This is a genomic window from Mesorhizobium sp. C268A, from assembly GCF_040324475.1.
Lineage (GTDB): Bacteria > Pseudomonadota > Alphaproteobacteria > Rhizobiales > Rhizobiaceae > Mesorhizobium.
In genome coordinates this window covers 2,342,414-2,361,437 of the sequence record NZ_JAMYVX010000001.1, presented here as the reverse complement: position 1 = coordinate 2,361,437, position 19,024 = coordinate 2,342,414, and the positions used below count along the sequence as shown (strand labels likewise).

Annotated in this window: 11 protein-coding genes, 6 pseudogenes and 1 other annotated feature; of the genes and pseudogenes, 9 read left to right on the top strand and 8 right to left on the bottom strand. The window is 59.4% G+C overall.

The features are described from left to right. Positions 1-411 precede the first annotated feature (411 nt). Genes NKL06_RS11400 through NKL06_RS11390 form a run of 3 tightly spaced genes read right to left on the bottom strand, consistent with a single transcriptional unit; the run spans position 412 to position 4,467 of the window. Positions 412-2,115, bottom strand: a complete 1,704-nt coding sequence (locus NKL06_RS11400) for an acetyl/propionyl/methylcrotonyl-CoA carboxylase subunit alpha (protein WP_023694964.1) — start codon at positions 2,113-2,115, stop codon at positions 412-414. After that, positions 2,112-3,710 (bottom strand): 5-oxoprolinase subunit B/C family protein, encoded by a 1,599-nt coding sequence (locus NKL06_RS11395; protein ID WP_023694965.1) that lies wholly within the window; start codon positions 3,708-3,710, stop codon positions 2,112-2,114. The genes NKL06_RS11400 and NKL06_RS11395 overlap by 4 nt, the downstream gene beginning before the upstream one ends. Next, positions 3,703-4,467 (bottom strand): LamB/YcsF family protein, encoded by a 765-nt coding sequence (locus tag NKL06_RS11390; protein ID WP_031210820.1) that lies wholly within the window; start codon positions 4,465-4,467, stop codon positions 3,703-3,705. Before NKL06_RS11390 ends, NKL06_RS11395 begins: the two co-directional genes overlap by 8 nt. 72 nt (positions 4,468-4,539) lie before the next feature. Here NKL06_RS11390 and NKL06_RS11385 point away from each other — a divergent pair, with 72 nt between their 5' ends. Continuing rightward, complete coding sequence (locus NKL06_RS11385) at positions 4,540-5,244, top strand: GntR family transcriptional regulator (RefSeq protein ID WP_023694967.1); 705 nt, start codon at positions 4,540-4,542, stop codon at positions 5,242-5,244. Positions 5,245-5,728: 484 nt separating this feature from the next. Then, positions 5,729-6,805: pseudogene (locus NKL06_RS11380) on the top strand (IS110 family RNA-guided transposase); the annotation flags it as partial. A gap of 311 nt (positions 6,806-7,116) precedes the next feature. Here NKL06_RS11380 and NKL06_RS11375 read toward each other — a convergent pair. The 4 genes and pseudogenes from NKL06_RS11375 to NKL06_RS11360 form a co-directional block, all read right to left on the bottom strand. Next, positions 7,117-8,210: pseudogene (locus NKL06_RS11375) on the bottom strand (IS630 family transposase). 68 nt (positions 8,211-8,278) lie between these two features. Beyond that, positions 8,279-8,971 (bottom strand): aspartate/glutamate racemase family protein, encoded by a 693-nt coding sequence (locus NKL06_RS11370; RefSeq protein WP_352580282.1) that lies wholly within the window; start codon positions 8,969-8,971, stop codon positions 8,279-8,281. A gap of 95 nt (positions 8,972-9,066) precedes the next feature. Continuing rightward, positions 9,067-10,080 carry a D-alanine--D-alanine ligase family protein gene (locus NKL06_RS11365; protein ID WP_023694989.1) on the bottom strand — a complete coding sequence of 338 codons (1,014 nt, stop codon included), beginning with the start codon at positions 10,078-10,080 and terminating at the stop codon, positions 9,067-9,069. Between the two features lie 1,261 nt (positions 10,081-11,341). Continuing rightward, positions 11,342-11,524: a transposase gene (locus tag NKL06_RS11360; protein WP_023694991.1), complete on the bottom strand. Its 183-nt coding sequence runs from the start codon at positions 11,522-11,524 to the stop codon at positions 11,342-11,344. A gap of 17 nt (positions 11,525-11,541) precedes the next feature. Between NKL06_RS11360 and NKL06_RS11355 the strand changes: the two are divergent. The 6 genes and pseudogenes from NKL06_RS11355 (at position 11,542) to NKL06_RS11330 (ending at position 17,698) form a co-directional block, all read left to right on the top strand. After that, positions 11,542-12,544: pseudogene (locus tag NKL06_RS11355) on the top strand (IS5 family transposase). Then, positions 12,544-12,878: pseudogene (locus NKL06_RS11350) on the top strand (hypothetical protein). The pseudogenes NKL06_RS11355 and NKL06_RS11350 overlap by 1 nt, the downstream one beginning before the upstream one ends. Positions 12,879-13,284: 406 nt before the next feature. After that, positions 13,285-14,127: a transporter substrate-binding domain-containing protein gene (locus NKL06_RS11345; RefSeq protein ID WP_023694995.1), complete on the top strand. Its 843-nt coding sequence runs from the start codon at positions 13,285-13,287 to the stop codon at positions 14,125-14,127. Positions 14,128-14,187: 60 nt separating this feature from the next. After that, positions 14,188-15,162, top strand: coding sequence for an amino acid ABC transporter permease (locus NKL06_RS11340; RefSeq protein ID WP_023694996.1), 975 nt, complete (start codon positions 14,188-14,190; stop codon positions 15,160-15,162). Between the two features lie 95 nt (positions 15,163-15,257). After that, on the top strand, positions 15,258-15,998 hold the full coding sequence (locus tag NKL06_RS11335) for an amino acid ABC transporter ATP-binding protein (RefSeq protein ID WP_023694997.1): 741 nt from the start codon (positions 15,258-15,260) through the stop codon (positions 15,996-15,998). Between the two features lie 260 nt (positions 15,999-16,258). Further along, a complete protein-coding gene (locus tag NKL06_RS11330) occupies positions 16,259-17,698 on the top strand; it encodes an amidase (protein ID WP_023694998.1) in 1,440 nt (479 codons plus the stop codon). Between the two features lie 161 nt (positions 17,699-17,859). Here NKL06_RS11330 and NKL06_RS11325 read toward each other — a convergent pair. Then, positions 17,860-18,048: pseudogene (locus NKL06_RS11325) on the bottom strand (transposase); the annotation flags it as partial. Between the two features lie 92 nt (positions 18,049-18,140). On the opposite strand from NKL06_RS11325, the pseudogene NKL06_RS11320 reads away from it, so the two are divergent. Beyond that, a pseudogene (locus tag NKL06_RS11320) lies at positions 18,141-19,018 on the top strand (IS3 family transposase); the annotation flags it as partial. Then, positions 18,375-18,491: a sequence feature (AL1L pseudoknot), on the top strand. It overlaps the preceding pseudogene by 117 nt. Positions 19,019-19,024: the final 6 nt, after the last annotated feature.

The following is a 19,024-nucleotide window of genomic DNA, read 5'->3' as shown; positions in this document are numbered from 1 at the left end:
CTCGAAGCGCAGCGCTGCATCATCGACGAAACCAGGCGCTTGTTGTAAACTTGGGTAAAGCGGAGAATGTGTTCGGCGACGTCCTCGCGCCATTCCGGTCTTCTTAGCCAGAGCGCGCCCAACATTCGAGGCGCAGCAATGGTGATACTGTGCGCCGTGGGGTTGCGCGTGTAGGAATCGCAGCGCGTGCCGATCACGTGATCAACAGCACCGCCAAAACTGATCGAAGCCGTACCGGTCGAGGGTTGTCATAAGTGATCGTAGATTCGGGCGAAGATAGGAAAGTTGACAAGAGGTAGCCACCAAGCGCGACATGGGTGCCGTTCAGCGCGCGGGTCTTGCCGCTGCAGAGCCGTTCGTTCAGGTCAAGCAAGTTGGAGAGGGAGGTCTCCGACCTGCGCACCTTCGGAATCAATCGATCGTCGCCAACTCAGCGCCGAGGGCCACCATGGCGCCGGTTTGTGCCTTGATGCGGATGCGGCCCCCCTTCGGTGCAAGCACGCGTGTCTCCATCTTCATCGCTTCCAGGAGTGCGACAGCCTCGCGCTCTCTGACTTCCGCGCCATCCTCTATCAACCACTTTTGAAGGTTGCCCGCGATTGGCGCGGTCACAGCGTTACCACTTGCGGGCGCGGCGGCGCCAACCGCTTGCGGAGCGGCAACGGAAAACAGCGCGGCCGGCAAGCCGACCACGTGGCGTTTGCCGTCGATCTCGATGAAGCTCCGAATGAGCCGGCCTTCGACCGGATCGACGCGCGGCGCGCACTCGACGCCCCGGAAGGCGGTTTCGATCCAACTGGTGTAGACGCGGAAGCCGTCTTCCCCAGTGAAGTCGCGCTCGTTGAGCACCGCCCGATGGAACGGCAGTACAGAGGCGACGCCCTCGATCTGGAATTCGGCAAGCGCGCGGCGGGCCCGGATCAGCGCCTCCTCGCGTGTTACGCCGATGACGATCAGCTTGGCCATCATAGAATCGTATAGGCCGGGGATCTCCGAGCCGGTTTCAACTCCGGAGTCGAGCCGGATGCCTGGACCGGATGGTGCGCGGAAACGGGTGATAAGACCAGGCGTCGGAAGGAATCCGCGACCCGGATCCTCGGCATTGATGCGAAACTCAAGGGCATGACAATGCGGTATGGGTGTGTCCTTGACTGAAAGCGGGAGGCCATCTGCAATTCGCAACTGCTCGACAACGATATCGACGCCAGTCGTTTCCTCTGTCACAGGATGCTCAACTTGAAGGCGCGTATTGACCTCTAAAAAAGAAATGACGCCGTTATCCGAGAGCAGGAACTCTACAGTGCCGGCACTATCATAACCTGCCTCGGCGCAGATCGCGCGCGCGGAATCATGGATAAGAGTTCGCTGCTCTTCAGTGATGAACGGAGCAGGGGCCTCCTCGACGAGCTTCTGATTACGCCTCTGCAGGGAGCAGTCCCGCGTGCCGAGCACGACGGTGTTACCCTGGCCGTCGGCGATGACCTGCGCCTCGATGTGGCGCGGCTTATCCAGGAACTGCTCGGCATAGCATTCACCGCGTCCGAAGGCCTCTGTTGCCTCACGGACGGCGGAATCGAACAGTTCGCCGACCTCATCCAGGTTGCGGGCAACCTTCATGCCGCGTCCACCGCCACCGAAGGCGGCCTTGATGGCAAGCGGCAAGCCGGCTTGCTTGGCAAAGGCGACGGCCTCGGCCGCGGAGGCAAGCGGACCGTCCGAACCCTTGACCAGGGGCGCGCCGACCTTGGCTGCGAGGCGGCGCGCTTCGACTTTGTCTCCGAGCGCGGTGATGACGTGGGGCGCGGGGCCAACCCAGGTGAGGCCGGCATCGAGCACTGCTTGCGCAAACTCAGCGCGCTCCGAGAGAAACCCATAACCGGGATGGATGGCATCCGCGCTGGCCTTGCGGGCGACATCCAATACCTTTTCGATGTTCAGATAGGTATCGGCCGGGCGACCCGGGCCGAGGCCAAAGGCTTCGTCGGCAAGTTCGACATAGAGCGAACCCGCATCGGCATCGGCATAGACCGCAACTGAGGCGATACCGTAGTCGCGGGCGGCGCGAGCGATACGGATGGCGATCTCGCCGCGATTGGCGATCAGAAGTTTCTTCATCGTTCGGGTTCCCTGGTGAGCGGGTCGAAAGCAGAGATAGCGTTAAATCGGATCTTGGCGCCAATCGGGACCTGGCTGGCGAGGTCGAGGTGATAACGAGCGACGACACCGATCACCGGATAGCCGCCGGTCAACGGGTGATCCTTAAGGAAAAGCACCGGCTGCCCGCTATGCAGTACCTGGATGGCGCCGAACGGTGTGCCTTCGGATGGTAGTTCGGACGTCTCCACTCTTTCCAGCGGCCGATCGCCCGCTAGGCGTACGCCGATGCGGCTTGACTCCGCCGTCACCTGCCATTCCTGTGCGAGCAGCGTTGCAAGTGCTTCCTTTGTGAACCAGTCCGTGCGTGGTCCGAGCACCACGTCGAGGGTCACCGTGTTATCTGCCTTCGGCAACTTCCGTGGCGCCGACCGCCTCGAGTCGACAGCGAAGGCCTGTTCATTCGCCGGCGCCAGCACATCACCTGCGACGATCGGTGCCGGTCCGACCTTCGCCAAAGTGTCTGTAGCCGCCGAACCGAGAACGCTCTCGACGGCGAAACCACCGCGCAACGCCAGATAGCTGCGCGTGCCTTCCGGCGGAAACTCGAGCGTTAGTTCGTCACCGGCATCGAGCGCAAAGGGTTGGCCGAACGGGCCAGCAAGGCTGCGTCCATCGACTGTGCGGATAATTATCGGCGCAGGTGCACCCGTGACGGCCAGCGTCATCGGTCGATCAGCCTTCACGGCGAAGCCGCCATAAGCGATCTCCACGGCAGCGGAGTTGCGCGGATTGCCGACGCAAAGATTGGCTTCGACGAAACTCGCATGATCAAGAGCACCGGATTCACCCACACCCTGGCCGGCTTGGCCGGGACGGCCAAGGTCCTGATAGAAGGCAGGGCGGTCGGTACGGGTCACGATCAGGCCGGTGGGGCTGCTGACAGTTTCGGTCCCCTCGTCCGGAAATGCGGACACCGGCACGGTAGAGCCTTTCGTCATATCGCGAAAACGGACACGGTCACCGGGAGCAAGCAGGGCCGCCCGGGTACGGCGCCTATCCCACATCTTCAGCGGCGTGCGTCCGAGAAGCTGCCAGCCGCCGGGGCTGTCTGAGGGATAAATACCGCCGAACTTGCCCCCGAGGGCGACCGAGCCGGCCGGGATGCGCAAGCGCGGACTCTTTCGGCGCGGCACGTCGAACGCGGGGTCATCGCAGGTCATGTAGGCAAAGCCCGGCGCGAAACCGGTAAATGCTACCTTATAGGTTGCCTCGGCATGGCGGCGGATGACCTCTTCCACCGACGACCCGAGAATGGCGGCGATATCGTGCAAGTCCTCACCGTCATAGATGACGGGTATATCGAAGGCTTCGCCTTCTCTGTCACTGCGAAGGGAGAGATCAATGCAGGAGATGCTTTCGATCAGTGCGGCACGAGCGGTGACCAGCGGGTCGAAGCGTATCAAAAGCGTGCGGGCAGCAGGCACAAGCTCGATGACGCCCTCCGGACGATCGGCACGTAAGGCGTCGAGCAGCGTCAGCGTCGTTTCCAGATCATCAAGCTCGACAAGGACACCGTCGCTACCGGTGGGCAGGAAGCGGAGACGTTCAGCCATCGATGAAGCTCTTCAGTTCAACGCCGCGGCTGACGAGCGTGTTGCGCAGGTTACGAGCGACCGCAACGGCTGCTGGTGTGTCGCCGTGCACGCAGATCGACTGCGCTCCCAGCTCAATCTCTGTCCCACAGATCGCGGTGATGCGGCCATCCTTGACGAGACGCAGCATTTGCGCTGCAACGACCTCCGGGTCATGAATAACAGCGCCTGGCAGTCGGCGGCTGACCAAGCTGCCGTCGGCATGATAAGCCCTGTCAGCGAAGGCTTCGCAGACGACTATCAAGCCCGCCGCGCGCGCCTGCTCAACGATCGGGGCGCCCGACAAAGCCATCAGAACGAGCGACGGATCGACAGCCTTGATAGCGGCGATGACATCGGCAGCCTGACGGGCGTCGTGTGCAATCGTGTTGTAGAGCGCGCCATGCGGCTTGACGTAGCGCACTGTCGTCCCAGCAGCTTTGGCCAGCGCCTGCAAAGCACCGATCTGGTAGATGGTGTCACCTATCAGTTGTTCGCTGGTCGGGTCCATATTGCGGCGGCCAAAGCCGACCAGGTCGCGATAGCCGACATGCGCGCCGACCGAGACGCCCAGTCTCGCAGCCTCCTTCAAGTTCGAAAGGATGCCGGCCGGATCTCCGGCATGAAAGCCGCAGGCAAGGTTGGCGCTGGTGACGACCGAAAGCATCGATACGTCGTCGCCCATTGGCCAAGGGCCAAAACTTTCGCTGAGATCGCTATTGAGGTCGATGCATGCCATGTCGTATTTTGCCCACCTGGATAAAACGCTGTTGGATAACATGGATGGAATTGTTCAACAATATGAGTTTTGATGATGACTGCTGGCGAGAAAAACGTCAAAAAAGATGACCTGTCCCTAGCGGAGTCGGCATCAACTCAGATGCGAGAGATGCTGATTGCCGGTGAGTTCGCGCCGGGACAGAAGCTCTCAGAGCATCAGGTGGCCGCTCAGTTCGGCATCTCGCGCAACACGCTGCGCGAGGTCTTTCGATTGCTCACAAGCCAAAGGCTGCTCACCTACATTCCTAACCGCGGTGTATTTGTCGCAGCACCCGAAGAAGCAGCGGTTATTGATATTTACCGAGTACGTCTCCTTATCCAAAAGGGTGCCGTGCAGGCGGTCACAAAGGGACATCCCGCGCTTGTTCGCATGCGGAAACTGGCAGAGCAGGGGAGGGAACTGAGCCGAGCTGGCAATTGGCGACAGGTTGGAACGATCAACATGGAATTCCACAGAGCGATGGTCGAACTGTGCGATAGCCCTCGGCTCAGCGCTTGCTTTGACTTGGTTCTTGCCGAGCTTCGGCTCGTCTTTGGACAGTTGGAAGACGCGGCGCATTTCCACGAGCCTTATACCGAATTGAATTCATCCCTTGGCGGTGTGCTCGAAAAGGGGGACATCAGTGCCGCTGTTTCACAGTTAGAAACGTATTTGTTGAAGTCCCAGTGCGGAGTACTTGCGGCGCTACAACGGGCAAGGAAATATGGGACCAAGGCAGGCAACGCGACGCACTAGCGCGTCCCTTACTCCTGCTACGCGCCCCGGGCCGCCTTAAGGTCGGTTCATCACTTAGGGCAGCCCAGCAGATTTGATCAACGCGATGACCATTCGACACAGAACTGTGATGTCGTAGACTGGCAGGTTCTGAGCCGGCGAATCGCCGGTGCGACTACTGGGAACCCGACACATTCGAAAAGGATAGCTGCAATCTCCGGATGGACAGCTCTCAGGACGGCCCGTTGCGTTTGCCGTCATGTGCTCCTCGTCGCTCCAAGCGCATCATACAATGAGGCTTACTTTCGGCGTCGTCCACGGATAACTACGTTGGAAGCAGGGCGCTCGCCTCAATCAAACTATGGCTGCCCTTTCTCCAGGAAGCCTAGTCTAGCCTAGTCCCTATGATTGCTGGGCCTGAGGGCGGCCCGTCATCCGATATGCAACGGTACGAGGGTTAAGCCGGCTAGCCGGCGCAGAGCCTCATGCATAGGAGACGGGCCATATGGACCATATCAGATTTGTCGGTTTGGATATTACAAGGAACGGATCTCGGTCGCGGTGGCGGAGAGCGGACGCTCCGGCGCGGTGGACTATCTCGGCGAGATTGCCAATGATGCTGATGCCATCAGCAAGCTTGTGCGATCGTCTCAGGCGGTCCGGCAAGCCACTGGCGTTTTGCTATGAGGCCGGCCCGTGCGGCTATGGCGTTCATCGCCAACTCACGGGCCTCGGCCATCGGTGCGACGTGGTGGCGCCATCGCTGATTCCGCGGAAGCCTGGCGATCGGGTGAAGACGAACCGTCGGGACGCCACCATGCTCGCCCGCCTTCATCGGGCCGGAGAGTTGACCCCCGTCTGGGTGCCCGACGCCGATCATGGAGCCATGCGCGACCTGATCCGGCTGCGCAGCGTCGTGCGACAGGTGGTGACGCGAGCGCGCCAACATCTTCAAGGATTTCTGCTGCGTCACGGGCGCAAGCATGAGCGTGGGACAGCCTGGCGAAAGGCTTACCGGCGATGGCTTTCGACCTTGGCCTTCGATCATCCCGCGCAGCAGATCGCTTTTCAGGACTACGTCGATGCCGTCATGGATGCGCAACGGCGCCTGCAGCAGGTCGAGGAACAGATACTCAGCCTGCTCCCGGAATGGAACCAGCGCCCGGTCGTTGACGCCTTGCAGGCGATGCGCGGCATCGCGCTGATTAATGCCCTGGTGCTGGTCGCGGAGGTCGGTGACTTCACACGCTTCTCAAGCCCACGCCAGCTCATGGCCTATTTCGGCCTGGTCCCCGGAGAACAATCGAGTGGCGAGACCGTCTGGCGCGGCGGCATCACCAAGACCACCCATGCCCGGCGCGCGCTGGTCGAAGGCGCCTGGGCTTACCGGATGAGAGCGCGCATCGGTCGGCACAAGGTCGACCGGATAGAGGCGCTGCCGAAAGTCGTTCGCGATATCGGGTGGAAAGCGCAGGTTCGACTGTGCACCCGATATCGTCAGCTGAGCGCGCGAGGCAAGAATGCGAACGTCGTCAATGTCGCCATCGCACGCGAGATGGTGGGCTTCATCTGGTTGATCGCCTGCACGGTTCAATCCCACTATTTGACAGACAGCCAGCAGAGGAGATCGCAAAAACCCAAACATCAGCCTCGGCGCGATATGCGGCGCTGGAGGCGGGACAATGCCGGGGAGCCCTAGTCTTCACTATGAGCCTCGACGCTCGCCACCTAGACAGAGGCAGGCCCAAACGAAACCAGGTCATGCGGCTCGACCCGCGGATGAGAGATTGTTGACCGACGTTCAAGTCCCGCCTCTTGCACCTCATATCCGCCGTACAAGTGCCTCGACCGCCGATCGGATCGGCGGGCCGCAGCTTATGTCAGAGGCCATGGTCAGCAATCATGAGAGTGGATGGAATCTAGCATTTGGTGCCCGCGTTTGACGGCAGCGATGATCTTGTCTGGATCGGCGGTCCAAGTGAAGGGTTTAGGTTGCTGGTTGTGCTCTGCAACGAAGCGGTTGATCGCCGCCTGAAGGTCGACGACGGAGTGGAAGACGCCGCGCCTGAGACGATGCTTCGACAGTTTTGCGAAGAAGCCCTCAACCGCGTTGAGCCACGAGCATGAGGTCGGTGTGAAGTGGAAGGTGAAGCGCTGATGGCGGCCGAGCCAGGCACGCACCTTGGGGTGCTTGTGAGCGGCGTAGTTGTCGAGGACGACGTGGATGGCCTTGCTGGCCGGCACCTCGGCATCGATAGCGTTGAGGAAGCGGATGAATTCCTGGTGACGATGGCGCTGCATGTTCCTGCCGATGACGGTGCCGTCGAGCACGTTGAGGCGCGGCAAACAGGGTGGTCGTGCCGTTGCGCTTGTAGTCGTGGGTCATGGTGCCGAGCCTACCCCTCTTTATGGGCAGGCCGGGCTGGGTGCGGTCGAGCGCCTGGATCTGGCTCTTCTCATCGACCGACAGCACGATGGCGTGAGCCGGCGGATCAACATAGAGGCCGACGACGTTGCGCAGTTTGTCGACGAACTGCGGATCGTTGGAGAGCTTGAACTGGCGCCAGCGGTTGGGCTGCAGCCCGTGCGCCTTCCGGATGCGGCGCACCGCGCTGGCGCTGATGCCGGCCGCGGCCGCCATCATGTCGGCGGTCCAGTGCGTCGTCTCGCCAGGCGGGTCCTGCAACGCCAGTGCCACCACGCGCTCGGCGACTTCAGGTCCGAGTGGGACAATGCGCCAGGGGCGCGTCTTGTCGCGCAACTGTCCCTCGAAGCCTTCCTCGGCGAAGCGCTCCTGCCAGCGCCACACGCAGGTCTTGGACTTACCAGTTTGCCGCATGAATGTCGACGGTGCCCACGCCGTCGCTGCTCAACAGAATGATCTCGGCGCGCCAAACGTGCTTCTGCGGCGCATTGCGATCTCTGATCAGCGCGCCCAGACGCTGACGATCAATCGAAGAATCGGTGAGCAATATTCCTGTGCGCATGCGCCAGACTCGCATGCGCACTCACAAAAGGGAATCCCCAGCCGGACTCTTATGTCAGGCGTAAACCACTAGCTGACCGATGCCATAAGCAGAGCTGCGTTGGTTGCCGTATCATAAACTGGCAATCCTGTAGCCCTTCGTATTCGATGAGATGTCCGCGAAAACATTGTACATTCGCATAGAATAGCTGCAATGTCTTGGTGCTGACGGACACGATTAACGATGTGGTCCATGTCGGCTAGGAAGTGGTCGACGTCTATCTCACCATTCTCGGCCCACATGTAGCCGTAGGTCGCTGTACCCTCAAGCCCTTCGACGATCAATCGCGATTGTTCTGTAATACCCAGCATAGCCATGATGCCGTCATCCAGAGCCCGCGAGTCAGCAGTTAGGACTGCAATCTTCTTACTTGCAGGTGCGGTCGATAGAAGCATCGGAAGCAATAAAAGGCTTGACATCGACACAGGTACCGGCACCGCTTCTGCAATCGCCTGCTGGTATCGCACGCTAAAACCACAGTAACCGGTAATCGCGTCGGCTCCTTCGTGCACAAGCTCTTGGGCAGCCTTGATATAGGCATTTTCTAAAGTAGGAGCACCCGGTACAACGTTTCTGGCCCAAGCTCCCGGGACTTGCTTTGCTATTGGGGAGGATTCGTAGCGGCACGGGTCACCAGCCGATGGGCCTAGATCACCATTAAAGCCACTCAACCGGTCCAGACTTCCCACGTTATTTATGTCTAGAAATCCTAAGGTTTTCATTTTCTCTCCTTTATAGATCTGCTGCCGATCGTCTTGCTTGCTCAAGGATGCAAGGTAAAGATCAGTAGTTTAAGGGGGAAGGATCCGGTCGCGATTCAACGCCTATTCGCCCTCGGAAGGCCGATTCCGAAATACCTCGTCTGGGCTACATCCAGAATTCGATTGACCAAACTCGAAAAGCTGTATCCGGCGGTCGTCGCAGCCTGGACATATGCGCTACCCATACTGAGCGTCGGCAGGGAGTTGATCTCTAGGACGAAGGGGTTGCCCGAACGGTCGATCCGGAGATCGACGCGGGCATAGTCCTGGCATTGGCAGAGACGGAAAGCCGTAATCGAGATATTCCGCACCATCGCAGCAAGTCTGCTCCCAATTTGTGCCGGGCAAACCGTCTGCGGTTTCGCAACGACCATGTTCATCTTGTCTTCCCAGGTGAAAAGACGCGTTTCGCGTTCACCGAAGTCCTGCTCCACCAGGGGTAACACTTCAGGCACTCCGTTTCCGAGCAGGGCCGCATAGATTTCCCGCCCATCTATGTATTCTTCCACGAGGGCATCCTGCCCATACTGCGTGACGATCCTTTCCACGGCCTGCTTCAAGTGAGCAGGCTCATGTACGAGTTGCAATCCCAAGCTCATAGTTTCTCGGCATGGCTTCACCACTAAGGGGAAGCGCAGGTCGCCGATACTCTCGGTCCCGCTACGCATATCGCAGAAGCTTGGGCTCGGCACGCCGCCAGCGCGCATGAGCCTTTTGGCGACTGCCTTGTCGAGCGCCAATCCATGCCCGAGCGGGCTCGATCCGGTGTAAGGAACGCCGGCCATCTCAAGCATGGCCGGAACATGGGTATAACGGTACTCGCCCTGAATTCCGTATGCCATGTTGAAGACCATTCCGGAGGGGCGGGCTCGCGGATCGGGAGGCAGAAGCTGCCCGAGCGTGGCGAGCAGTCTTTTATCGCCTTCGCACATAAGTGTCTCGTGGCCGCCCTCTCGTAGTGCCGCCCTTACGCCTTCAACGGCGTCGCGATCGTATTCCTCCGGACAAGGCTGACCAAACCGGTTGATCACGCCCGTACGATCATGGTTCTGTACGACAACTATTCGCATGAGCTCTCTCCCAGTGTTTGCCGCCTCGGCTGAAATTGCACGAGTGCTATCGTCATTCCCCTGCAATCGCCGTGCCACCGATAGGGGGCGAACGAAGGACCCGAAACCATGTGTTTCGCGCCACTCCAGCGGAATGCTTGGACCTCAACGTGTCAGGTCCCGAACATGGACGGTCTTGACTGGACGCCGAACACGGCAGCACGGACGTCAAATGACGGAAGTCGTATTTGAGGCTTGTGTACTTGATGAACATCAAGCTTGACCTGCGGTGACTGCCGTCTCCCTGCGAGCCAACTGGCCGCCTCCTCCTCGTCCACGTTGGCGCTGCGCACGCTTGACATGGCTGCACGCATGGTCAACTTCGCGGTCGCGCTGCTCGACCAGTGTGGTGATCATGCGGCAGGGGAGGGCACTGATGGATATCGGCCTCCATTCCCTTCTTCTCGTGGTCGCCCTATTCGAGCTGCTGCTCAGCGGCCTGTTGGTCGGTTTCGCGCTGATGGCGGTAATTCACGCGCGCGGCGGTGCTCCATGTTTCAACCATGCGAGCGTGGGATGCCGGAAAGCACGATGGGAAGCCCCTTCGTCCTTTCATGCATGGTGGCTGAGCACCTGCTCTAGATCTGGAGCCTCGTTGAGCCAGCCATGGCCCATCCCCTGCGCCTCCCCTCTGCTCGATGGACGAAGATACCGCACTGCGTCGCGTTCGCACGCTTTCGCCGGTTGTCAGTCGTTGTCTCCCTTTTGAGTTGGAAGGATGATCTTTCCGGTGACAAGCAGCGGTCAAACAGCGCAGTTCCCGCCGCACGGCGGTTGAGGAGAAGCTTCAGCGCTAATCCCCCGTCACCAAGCAAGGGGAAGGTTCCCGACCCGCTTCGGCCATGTCTTCGCCATCCCAAGACCGCGTTCTAGTCCGCATGATTTGCTTGGCCTGAGCGGCCCGTATCCGATAGATATACATTTATCCAACGGTACGAGGGTTAGCCGGCTGGCCGGCCTCATGCATAGGAGACGGGCCTCATGGAACAGGGCTTGAACATCAACAATCTTGCGTCAGCGGGTCGGACCGCATGACTTTGTACGTTTGGGGCTGCCCCTATCTAGGTGGCGAGCAGCAAGGCTCATAGTGGACACGAGGGCTCCCGGCATTGTCGCGCCTCCAGCGTCGCACATCGCGTCGAGGCTGATCCTATGTTGTGGTCTCCTCTGCTGGCTGCAGCGCCTCGATCCGGCCGACCTTGTGCCGGCCGGTGCGCGGCCATCATGCACCCAGGCGCCCTCTACCAGCGCGTGCCGTGCATGGGTGTTGCCGGCCTTTGGTGATGCCGCCGAGCCAGACGGTCTCGCCACGCAATTGCTCAGCAGCGACCAGGCCGAAATAGGCCGTGAGCCGTCGTGGATTGGAGAAGCGCGTGAAGTCGCCGACCTCCCCGATTAGCACCATCGCATTGATCTGGCTCGGTGCGGCGCAATCATCCGTTGCGCCGAATTCGGACGATGTGAATGTGGCGCTGGCGGCATTGGAGCGGGACTTGGCGGCGCTGTATTCGCCGATGGGGCGCCCTTCGATCCCGCCGGAAAAGCTGCTGCGAGCGATACTGCTGCAGGCGTTCTACTCGATCCTATCGGAGCGGCTTTTGATGGAGCGGCTGGAATACGACCTTCTGTTCCGCTGGTTTGTCGGCATCGACGTCGAATGACGCGGCTTGGAACCATTCGGTGTTCTCAAAGAACCGCGACCGGTTGCTGGAAGGTGACATCGCGGCCAACTTCTTAGGCGCGGTGCTGGCGCAGCCCAAGGTGAAGAAAGCTTCTGTCACGGACCAATTCTCGTCGATGGCACACTGATCGAGGCGTGGGCGTCGATGAAGAGCGTCAAAGGAAGGACGGCTCGGGCGAGCCGCTGGCTGGCGGTTGGCGAAACGCAAACCGGACTTCCATGGCCATAAGCACTCGAACGACACACATGCCTTGACTAGCGATCCCGATGCCCGGCTTTATCGGAAGGGCAAAGGCAAGGAAACCAAGTTGTGCTTCATGGGTCTGGAGAACCGCCATGGCTTGCTGGTCGACGCCTGCCTGACACTGGCTGACGGGCATGCCGAACGGGTAGCCGCACTGCACATGATCGGGCCCCGCGCCGGCCACAGGTGATCACGCTCGGCGCTGACAAAGCCTACCACGCGGAAGACTTCGTCAATAAGCTGCGCTCGATGAGGGTGACGCCGCACGTGGCGCAGAACATAACCGGCCGCAGTTCGGCGACCGACGGGCGCACGACGCGGCATAGCGGCTACGCCGTCAGCCAGCGCAGCGCATCGATGGGGCATTCTGTTGGATCAAAGTCGTGGCCGGCCAGCACAAGACCAGATTCCGCAGCTGCGACCGTGTGCGATAGGCCTTCACATTCGCAGCCGCTGCCTACAATCTGGTGGGACTGCCAAAAGCTCGTGGCGGCGGCTGATGGCCAAGGTTCGGCTTCCCAAGGCTTTTGCCGGCCGCTGGCGCGAGATGTATGTTTGGGATAACGACTTCCTCGATTTCGTTGAGGAAGCGCATCTGACATTCAAGGGTTCGGCGAACGGCGAGATCGCCTTCGGCGCACTCAGGGCTTTCTCGATGTCCGATATGGCACCCGCGATGGCTCAGCCTGCGCGGAGTGCTCGTGGGAGAGGCATGATGAGAACGACCCAGCCTGTGGCTGCGGCTGGGTTGTCTTCGGCACTGCAGGCCGCCTTGTCAGCCACTTGTACATCCACAACGCTGACGATCCAGGCTTTGTTTGCAAAATAGCCTGACTTCTTCAACAGCATGCTAGACCTGCTGCAGGCGCGTTCCGCATCCATGACTATCGACGTAGTCCCGGAAATGCGATCTGCTGGGCGGGATGCCCGTAGGGCCAGGGCGGAAAGCCATTGCCGGTAGGCCAACCGCCACGCCGTCCCACGCTCATGGTTGCGCCCGTGACGCAGCAGAAATCCTTGAAGATGTTGACGTGCTCGGGTGGCTCACCTTGAAGCTAAAAAATCTTGCACTCGCCATCCGCAGTCGTTGCCATATGCGCGCATGTCCAAAAACGATGAATTCCTGCGTCAAAAAGCAATAATTAGTGCAAAGCAGCTGATTAACGTTGGTACATGAGGCAGAGGCTGCATTGTCGGCCCACGAAAGAAACACGATGAGGAAGATCCAAGGGAGGATCGTATGAACAAGTTCGTGACGATGATAGCAGTTGCAGCCTCGACCGCAGTTGCGTCTGTGGCGTTGTCAGTCAACGCAAATGCCGGCGCAGTACTCGATCGAGTGCTCGCGACAAAGACGCTGACGGTGGCGGCCTTTACAAACTGGGGCAGGAATTCGTTCTTGAACGACAAACATGAATTCGATGGCTACGACATTGACGTCGCCAAGGGCGTCGCGAAATACTTGGGCGTGCAGACTAAATTCGTGACGCCGGCCTGGGATATCATCGTCGCAGGCACTTGGCAGGGCCGTTGGGATCTTGCCTTGGGCCAGATGACTCCGACCCAGGCGCGCGCCGAAAAGTTTGATTTCCCGGCCGTGTACTCCTACACGCGGGAGGTCGCGGTAGTTCACAAGGATAGTAAGGCAACCAAGCCTTCCGACCTCGACGGAAAGGTGGTCGGCGTCCCAGCAGGCGATACGGCAGAGTCCTATGCCAATCACAACTACACACCGGACTGGATCGGCGCTGAGCCGGTACAATACAAATTTACCCCGGGTGAGGTGAGGACCTACTCAGGCGACGGCATTAGTCCGTACGACGATCTTCGGCTTGGTGATGGTGTTCGGCTTGATGCGGTCATACACGACGAACCGACTGCGCTCGACGCAATCAAGGCTGGCAGCCCCTTTAGAGTACTCGGCGAGCCCTTGTTCTCCGCGCCAGGGGCTCTCGTAATCGAAAAGGGAGATAAGGCGTTCTCTGACAAGATCGCAGCCGCCATCAAGACACTGAGGGATGATGGAACGCTCTCTCGGCTGTCGATGAAGTGGTATGGGGTGGATATCTCCGTTCCTAAATAGAGGTCGCGAAACTCCAGCGGCCCCGGCTAGCAGGGCGCGGCTTCTTTGAAAGGACTGCTCATGATCTATCAGGACACAGTTGATTCCGATGTGCTGGTCCATAATCCGTGGTTCATCGGCTCTGTATTTGCATTTGTGCTTGCAGTTGTCCTTATGATCAATCTCACGGGCACCTTCATGGGGGAGCTCATTCGGCCGGTCATCGGCGATCCGCTGGAGGCCGGCTTTTACGGGCGCCTCGCGATTGCCTTTGTGATTTCTGTCATGTTCTGCCTTAACCTTGTGCTCATCGGTTTTGCGCCGCTGAAAGCACAAATTGGCATCGTATGGTTCGAGCTGCTGCTTGTTTTCCTCGCTTGCTTCATGCTATTTGACTTAAGTCTATCTTTCATCTGGAAGAATTTACCCTACTTGATCACGCAGGGTGTGGTGACGACAGTCTATGTTTCAGCGCTTTCACTCATATTCGCATCGCTTATCGGGATTGTTGCCGCTCTTGCAAAACTATCTAGCAACGGCTTCGCTGTCGGGATTGCTAACTTTTACACTTCATTCTTTCGCGGTTCTCCGCTTCTGGTACAGCTTTACCTTATATACCTAGGCTTGCCCCAGTTGGGTTACGTCATTGATGCCGTCACAGCAGGCGTGCTGGCGCTTTCGCTTTGCGTTGGGGCATACATGACGGAAATCTTCCGCTCCGGCATCCAAAGCATCGACCGCGGGCAGTGGGAGGCATCCCGGTCCATGGGTTTCGGATTTGGGCTCACGATGCGCAAGATCATAATGCCGCAGGCGCTTCCCGTGATCATTCCCCCAATGGGAAACTCGTTCATCTCAATGCTGAAGGACAGCTCGCTCGTGTCGGTCTTGGGCGTGTGGGAACTGACGTTTCTAGCTCGCCAGCTCGGCACGCCGACCTTTCATGTTATGGAGATGTTGGTAGCGGCGGCATTGATTTATTGGATTCTGTCCTGCTGCCTCGAGCTGGTTCAATCCCGAATTGAGCGCTATTTTTCCAGGAGCAGGACGCGATGAGCGCCAATGACATCCATCAAGTGAAGGACGGTCTAAACTGGTACGACCCTTCTAAGGCTCCTACGGATGTGCCATCGAGCCAGAGGCGAGCGGCAGTGAGCGACATAGTCATCAAAGCAAAGAACGTCTCGAAGTGGTACGGCGCCTTCAGAGCGTTAACAGACATAAACCTCACTGTCCGCAAAGGCGAACGCATCGTCATCTGCGGGCCCTCCGGATCGGGGAAGTCGACGCTGATCCGTTGCTTCAATCGTCTCGAAGCACATCAGGAGGGCGAGATCACCGTCAATGGGATTAGGTTGCACAACAAAATGCGCAACGTGGCTGAGGTTCGCAAGAACGTCGGCATGGTGTTCCAGCACTTCAATCTCTTCCCGCACCTGACCGTGCTGATGAACTGCATGGCAGCCCCGATGTGGATCAAGGGTGTCCCAGACGCCGAGGCAAGGAAGATCGCGCTAAAATTCCTCGAGCGCGTGCGCATACCGGAGCAGGCAAACAAATATCCGGCTCAGCTCTCCGGAGGACAGCAGCAGCGCGTCGCTATTGCCCGTTCCCTCTGTATGGAGCCTGCCGTCATGCTTTTCGACGAGCCGACCTCGTCGCTCGATCCGGAAATGGTCGCTGAAGTCCTCGAGACAATGACCAGTCTCGCGCGCGACGGTATGACAATGGTTTGCGTCACGCATGAGATGGGATTCGCACGCGCCGTCGCTGACCGCGTGATCTTCATGGATGCTGGCCAGATCGTCGAAGAGGGGAGGCCGCACGAGTTCTTCACAAGTCCGCAGAACGGAAGAACGAAGCTGTTTCTCCGCCAGGTCCTCTCGCACTGACCGCCAGGCCGTCTTCACGGGATACCGTCTGGCTTGTGTTAAAAGTTAACAATTTATTAGCTTACCGAGACGCGGACTGCATCGGTCTCAATCGGCGGCCCCCGATGCGGCTTTAACCGAGCTGAAAACTGCCCAAGGATGAAAGTCGAGTTGCGTCGTTGGGACAGGTCGCAGAGGTATTGTTGGCGTGCTGCCAGCCGGCGATGATCTTCTCGCGAGCATTCAATCTAACCACCTCGCCAGTAGAAAGATTTCTTTGAATGAAACTCAGCGAATACACAGATTGCGATGCAACCGGTTTGGCCTCGCTCGTGAAGGCGGGCGAAGTGACGCCGTCGGAGTTGACGCGGCTGGCCCGGGCGGCAAACGACGAGGTCAACCCCGTCATCAATGCGGTCGTCGAGTTCTACGAAGATGCTGACGCTGTTGCAGGCGCGGACACAGGCATCTTTCATGGCGTACCGTTCCTTCGCAAGGATATCGGCGCTACGGAAGCTGGCCGGCTTCAGGAAAAAGGGAGTCGTCTGTTTAAAGGCTATCGTCCCGAGACCGACAGCTACTATGTTTGCCGCGCGCGTGATGCAGGGCTCCGTACAATCGGAAGAACAACACTCCCGGAGCTTGGTACCTCAGGAATGAGTGAATCAATTCTCAATGGCGTCACTGGCAATCCATGGAATTTAGAACGATCCGCAGGAGGCTCGTCCTCGGGAGCTGCCGCAGCGGTCGCGGCCGGCATCACTCCTATTGCTCATGCCAGCGACGGCGGCGGGTCCATCCGCGTTCCCGCCTCCTGGTGCGGCCTTGTCGGATTGAACCCGTCCCGTGGACGCGTTTCCGGCGGCCCGAACAATCAGGACGCATCATTTGGTTCCAGCCGCACGTTTGTTTTATGTCGAACAGTGCGCGACATGGCGGCCGCGTTGGATGTCTTTTCTGGTCCTCATCCCGGCGATCCATTTATCATCGTCCAGCCGAGCCGTCCTTATGCGGACGAGCTTTCTCAGCCTACCGGCACTCTCCGGGTCGGAGTCGCGCGAACCAAATGGGGCGCCGTTGATCTCGACGGGGAAGTCCTGCAAGCAGTTGATATAACTGCCTCGCTTCTGGAGGAAATGGGCCATACGGTTACGGAGATCGACCCGCCGTATGAGCCCGCAGCGAAAACGCGGATAGCGCTCGGCGGCGGCACTCTCTTTGCAGATTCACTTGATGATGCGGCCCGGGCAATGGGCAGGACTATCAACGTGGACACGTTGGAGCCGGGCAATCTCAAGTATTATGAGTATAGCCGAAATTCTCCACCTGCTTCCTTCGGGGACCTGCTTGAGAATATCCGGAAATTCCGGTTCCGCGTGGGCGAGGCGATCGATCGCTTCGATATTTTGCTAACGCCCACCATGCCCATCTTGGCCCCGCCGCACGGAGGCATCTACTGTTCGATCAATCCGACACTTTCTGCAGTGGAATTTGCGGAAGCTGATACCGCGCTTTATCAGTACTTGGGTGTGTTCAATGTCACCGGACATCCATCGGTGTCGCTACCGTTGGCCCATAGCGCCAACGGGTTGCCAATCGGCCTTCAGATCGTTGGCCGTTTCGGTGACGAAGCAACCTTGGTGCGTGTCTCGCGCGATCTAGAGGAGGCATGCCCATGGCGCAGCCGAAGACCAAGCGTGCGAGCGGGGTATCAGGGCTGATGATCAGCATGATCGTGGGGGGCCAATTAATTGGGAACGGCGTGCGCGGATCTCATCATGGCTTGGCTGCAACGGCGATCGCGAGAGGCCGGATACAGTATGCAACTGGAATCGGCATTTGCGATGTCGCGAACCCTTGCACGGACGGGTCAGACCATACATTTTTTTGACAGAAGCTCGCGAAGTGCCGAGGCTTCGAGCATCTGGTCGGCCAGCAGCTTCTTCAGCTTTGCGTTCTCGTCCTCCAGAGCCTTCGGGCGCTTGGCGTCGGAAAGGTCTATCCCGCCATACTTCGCCTTCCGGTTATACAGCGTCGCCTCGGATATCCCGTGCTTGCGAGGCAGATCGGACCTGAAAGACGTGCTTGGCGACATCTAGACCGATTGTGCTAATGAACCGCGCCGGGTTGATCGGAGGCTCCAACTCCTGAGAAGGTGGAGCCATGACAAGCAAGACGACCAACAAGTTCTCTCCCGAGGTCCGAACCCGCGCGGTTCGGCTGGTTCTGAATCACGAAGCCGAGCATGCCTCGCGGTGGGCGGCGGTTTCGTCGAGAAGGCCGAGCGCGGCAGCGGCGTGCGTGCCGGTGTGCCTACGGATGTGGCGACGAAACTCAAGGCTTGGAACGCGAGAATCGCGAGCTTCGGCAGGCCAACGAGATCCTGCGCAAGGCGAGCGCGTATTTTGCCCAGGCGGAGCTCGACCGCCGGTTCAAGCCATGATCGCGTTCATCGACGATCACCGCGAGGCGCATGGGGTCGAGCCGATCTGCAAGGTGTTGCCGATCGCCCCGTCGACCTACCACGACCATGTCGCCAAGCGTATCGATCCCTCCCGGCTGTCGGCTCGGGCAAAGCGGGATGAAGCTTTGAAGGATGAGGTCCGACGCGTGTTCGAGGCGAAAGTTCCGCGTTTACGGCGTTCGCAAGGTTTGGCGGCAGTTGCAGCGCGAGGGCTTCGACGTCGCCCGCTGCACGGTTGCCCGCTTGATGAAGGCCATGGGCCTCGAAGGCATCGTCCGCCGATCCGCACTACGGTGAGCGACAAGGCGGCACCATGTCCTCGGGACCATGTCAATCGCCAGTTCCATGCGCCGAGGCCGAACATGCTGTGGGTCTCCGACTTCACCTACGTCGCGACCTGGACCGGCTTCGTCTATGTCGCCTTGTCATCGACACCTATGCCCGCCGAATCGTCGGCTGGCGGGTGAGCCGGACGGCGCATGCCAGCTTCGTTCTGGACGCTCTGGAACAGGCTCTCCATGACAGGCGGCCGGTGCAGGGCAACGGGCTCGTGCACCACAGCGATAGAGGCAGCCAAGGCGGA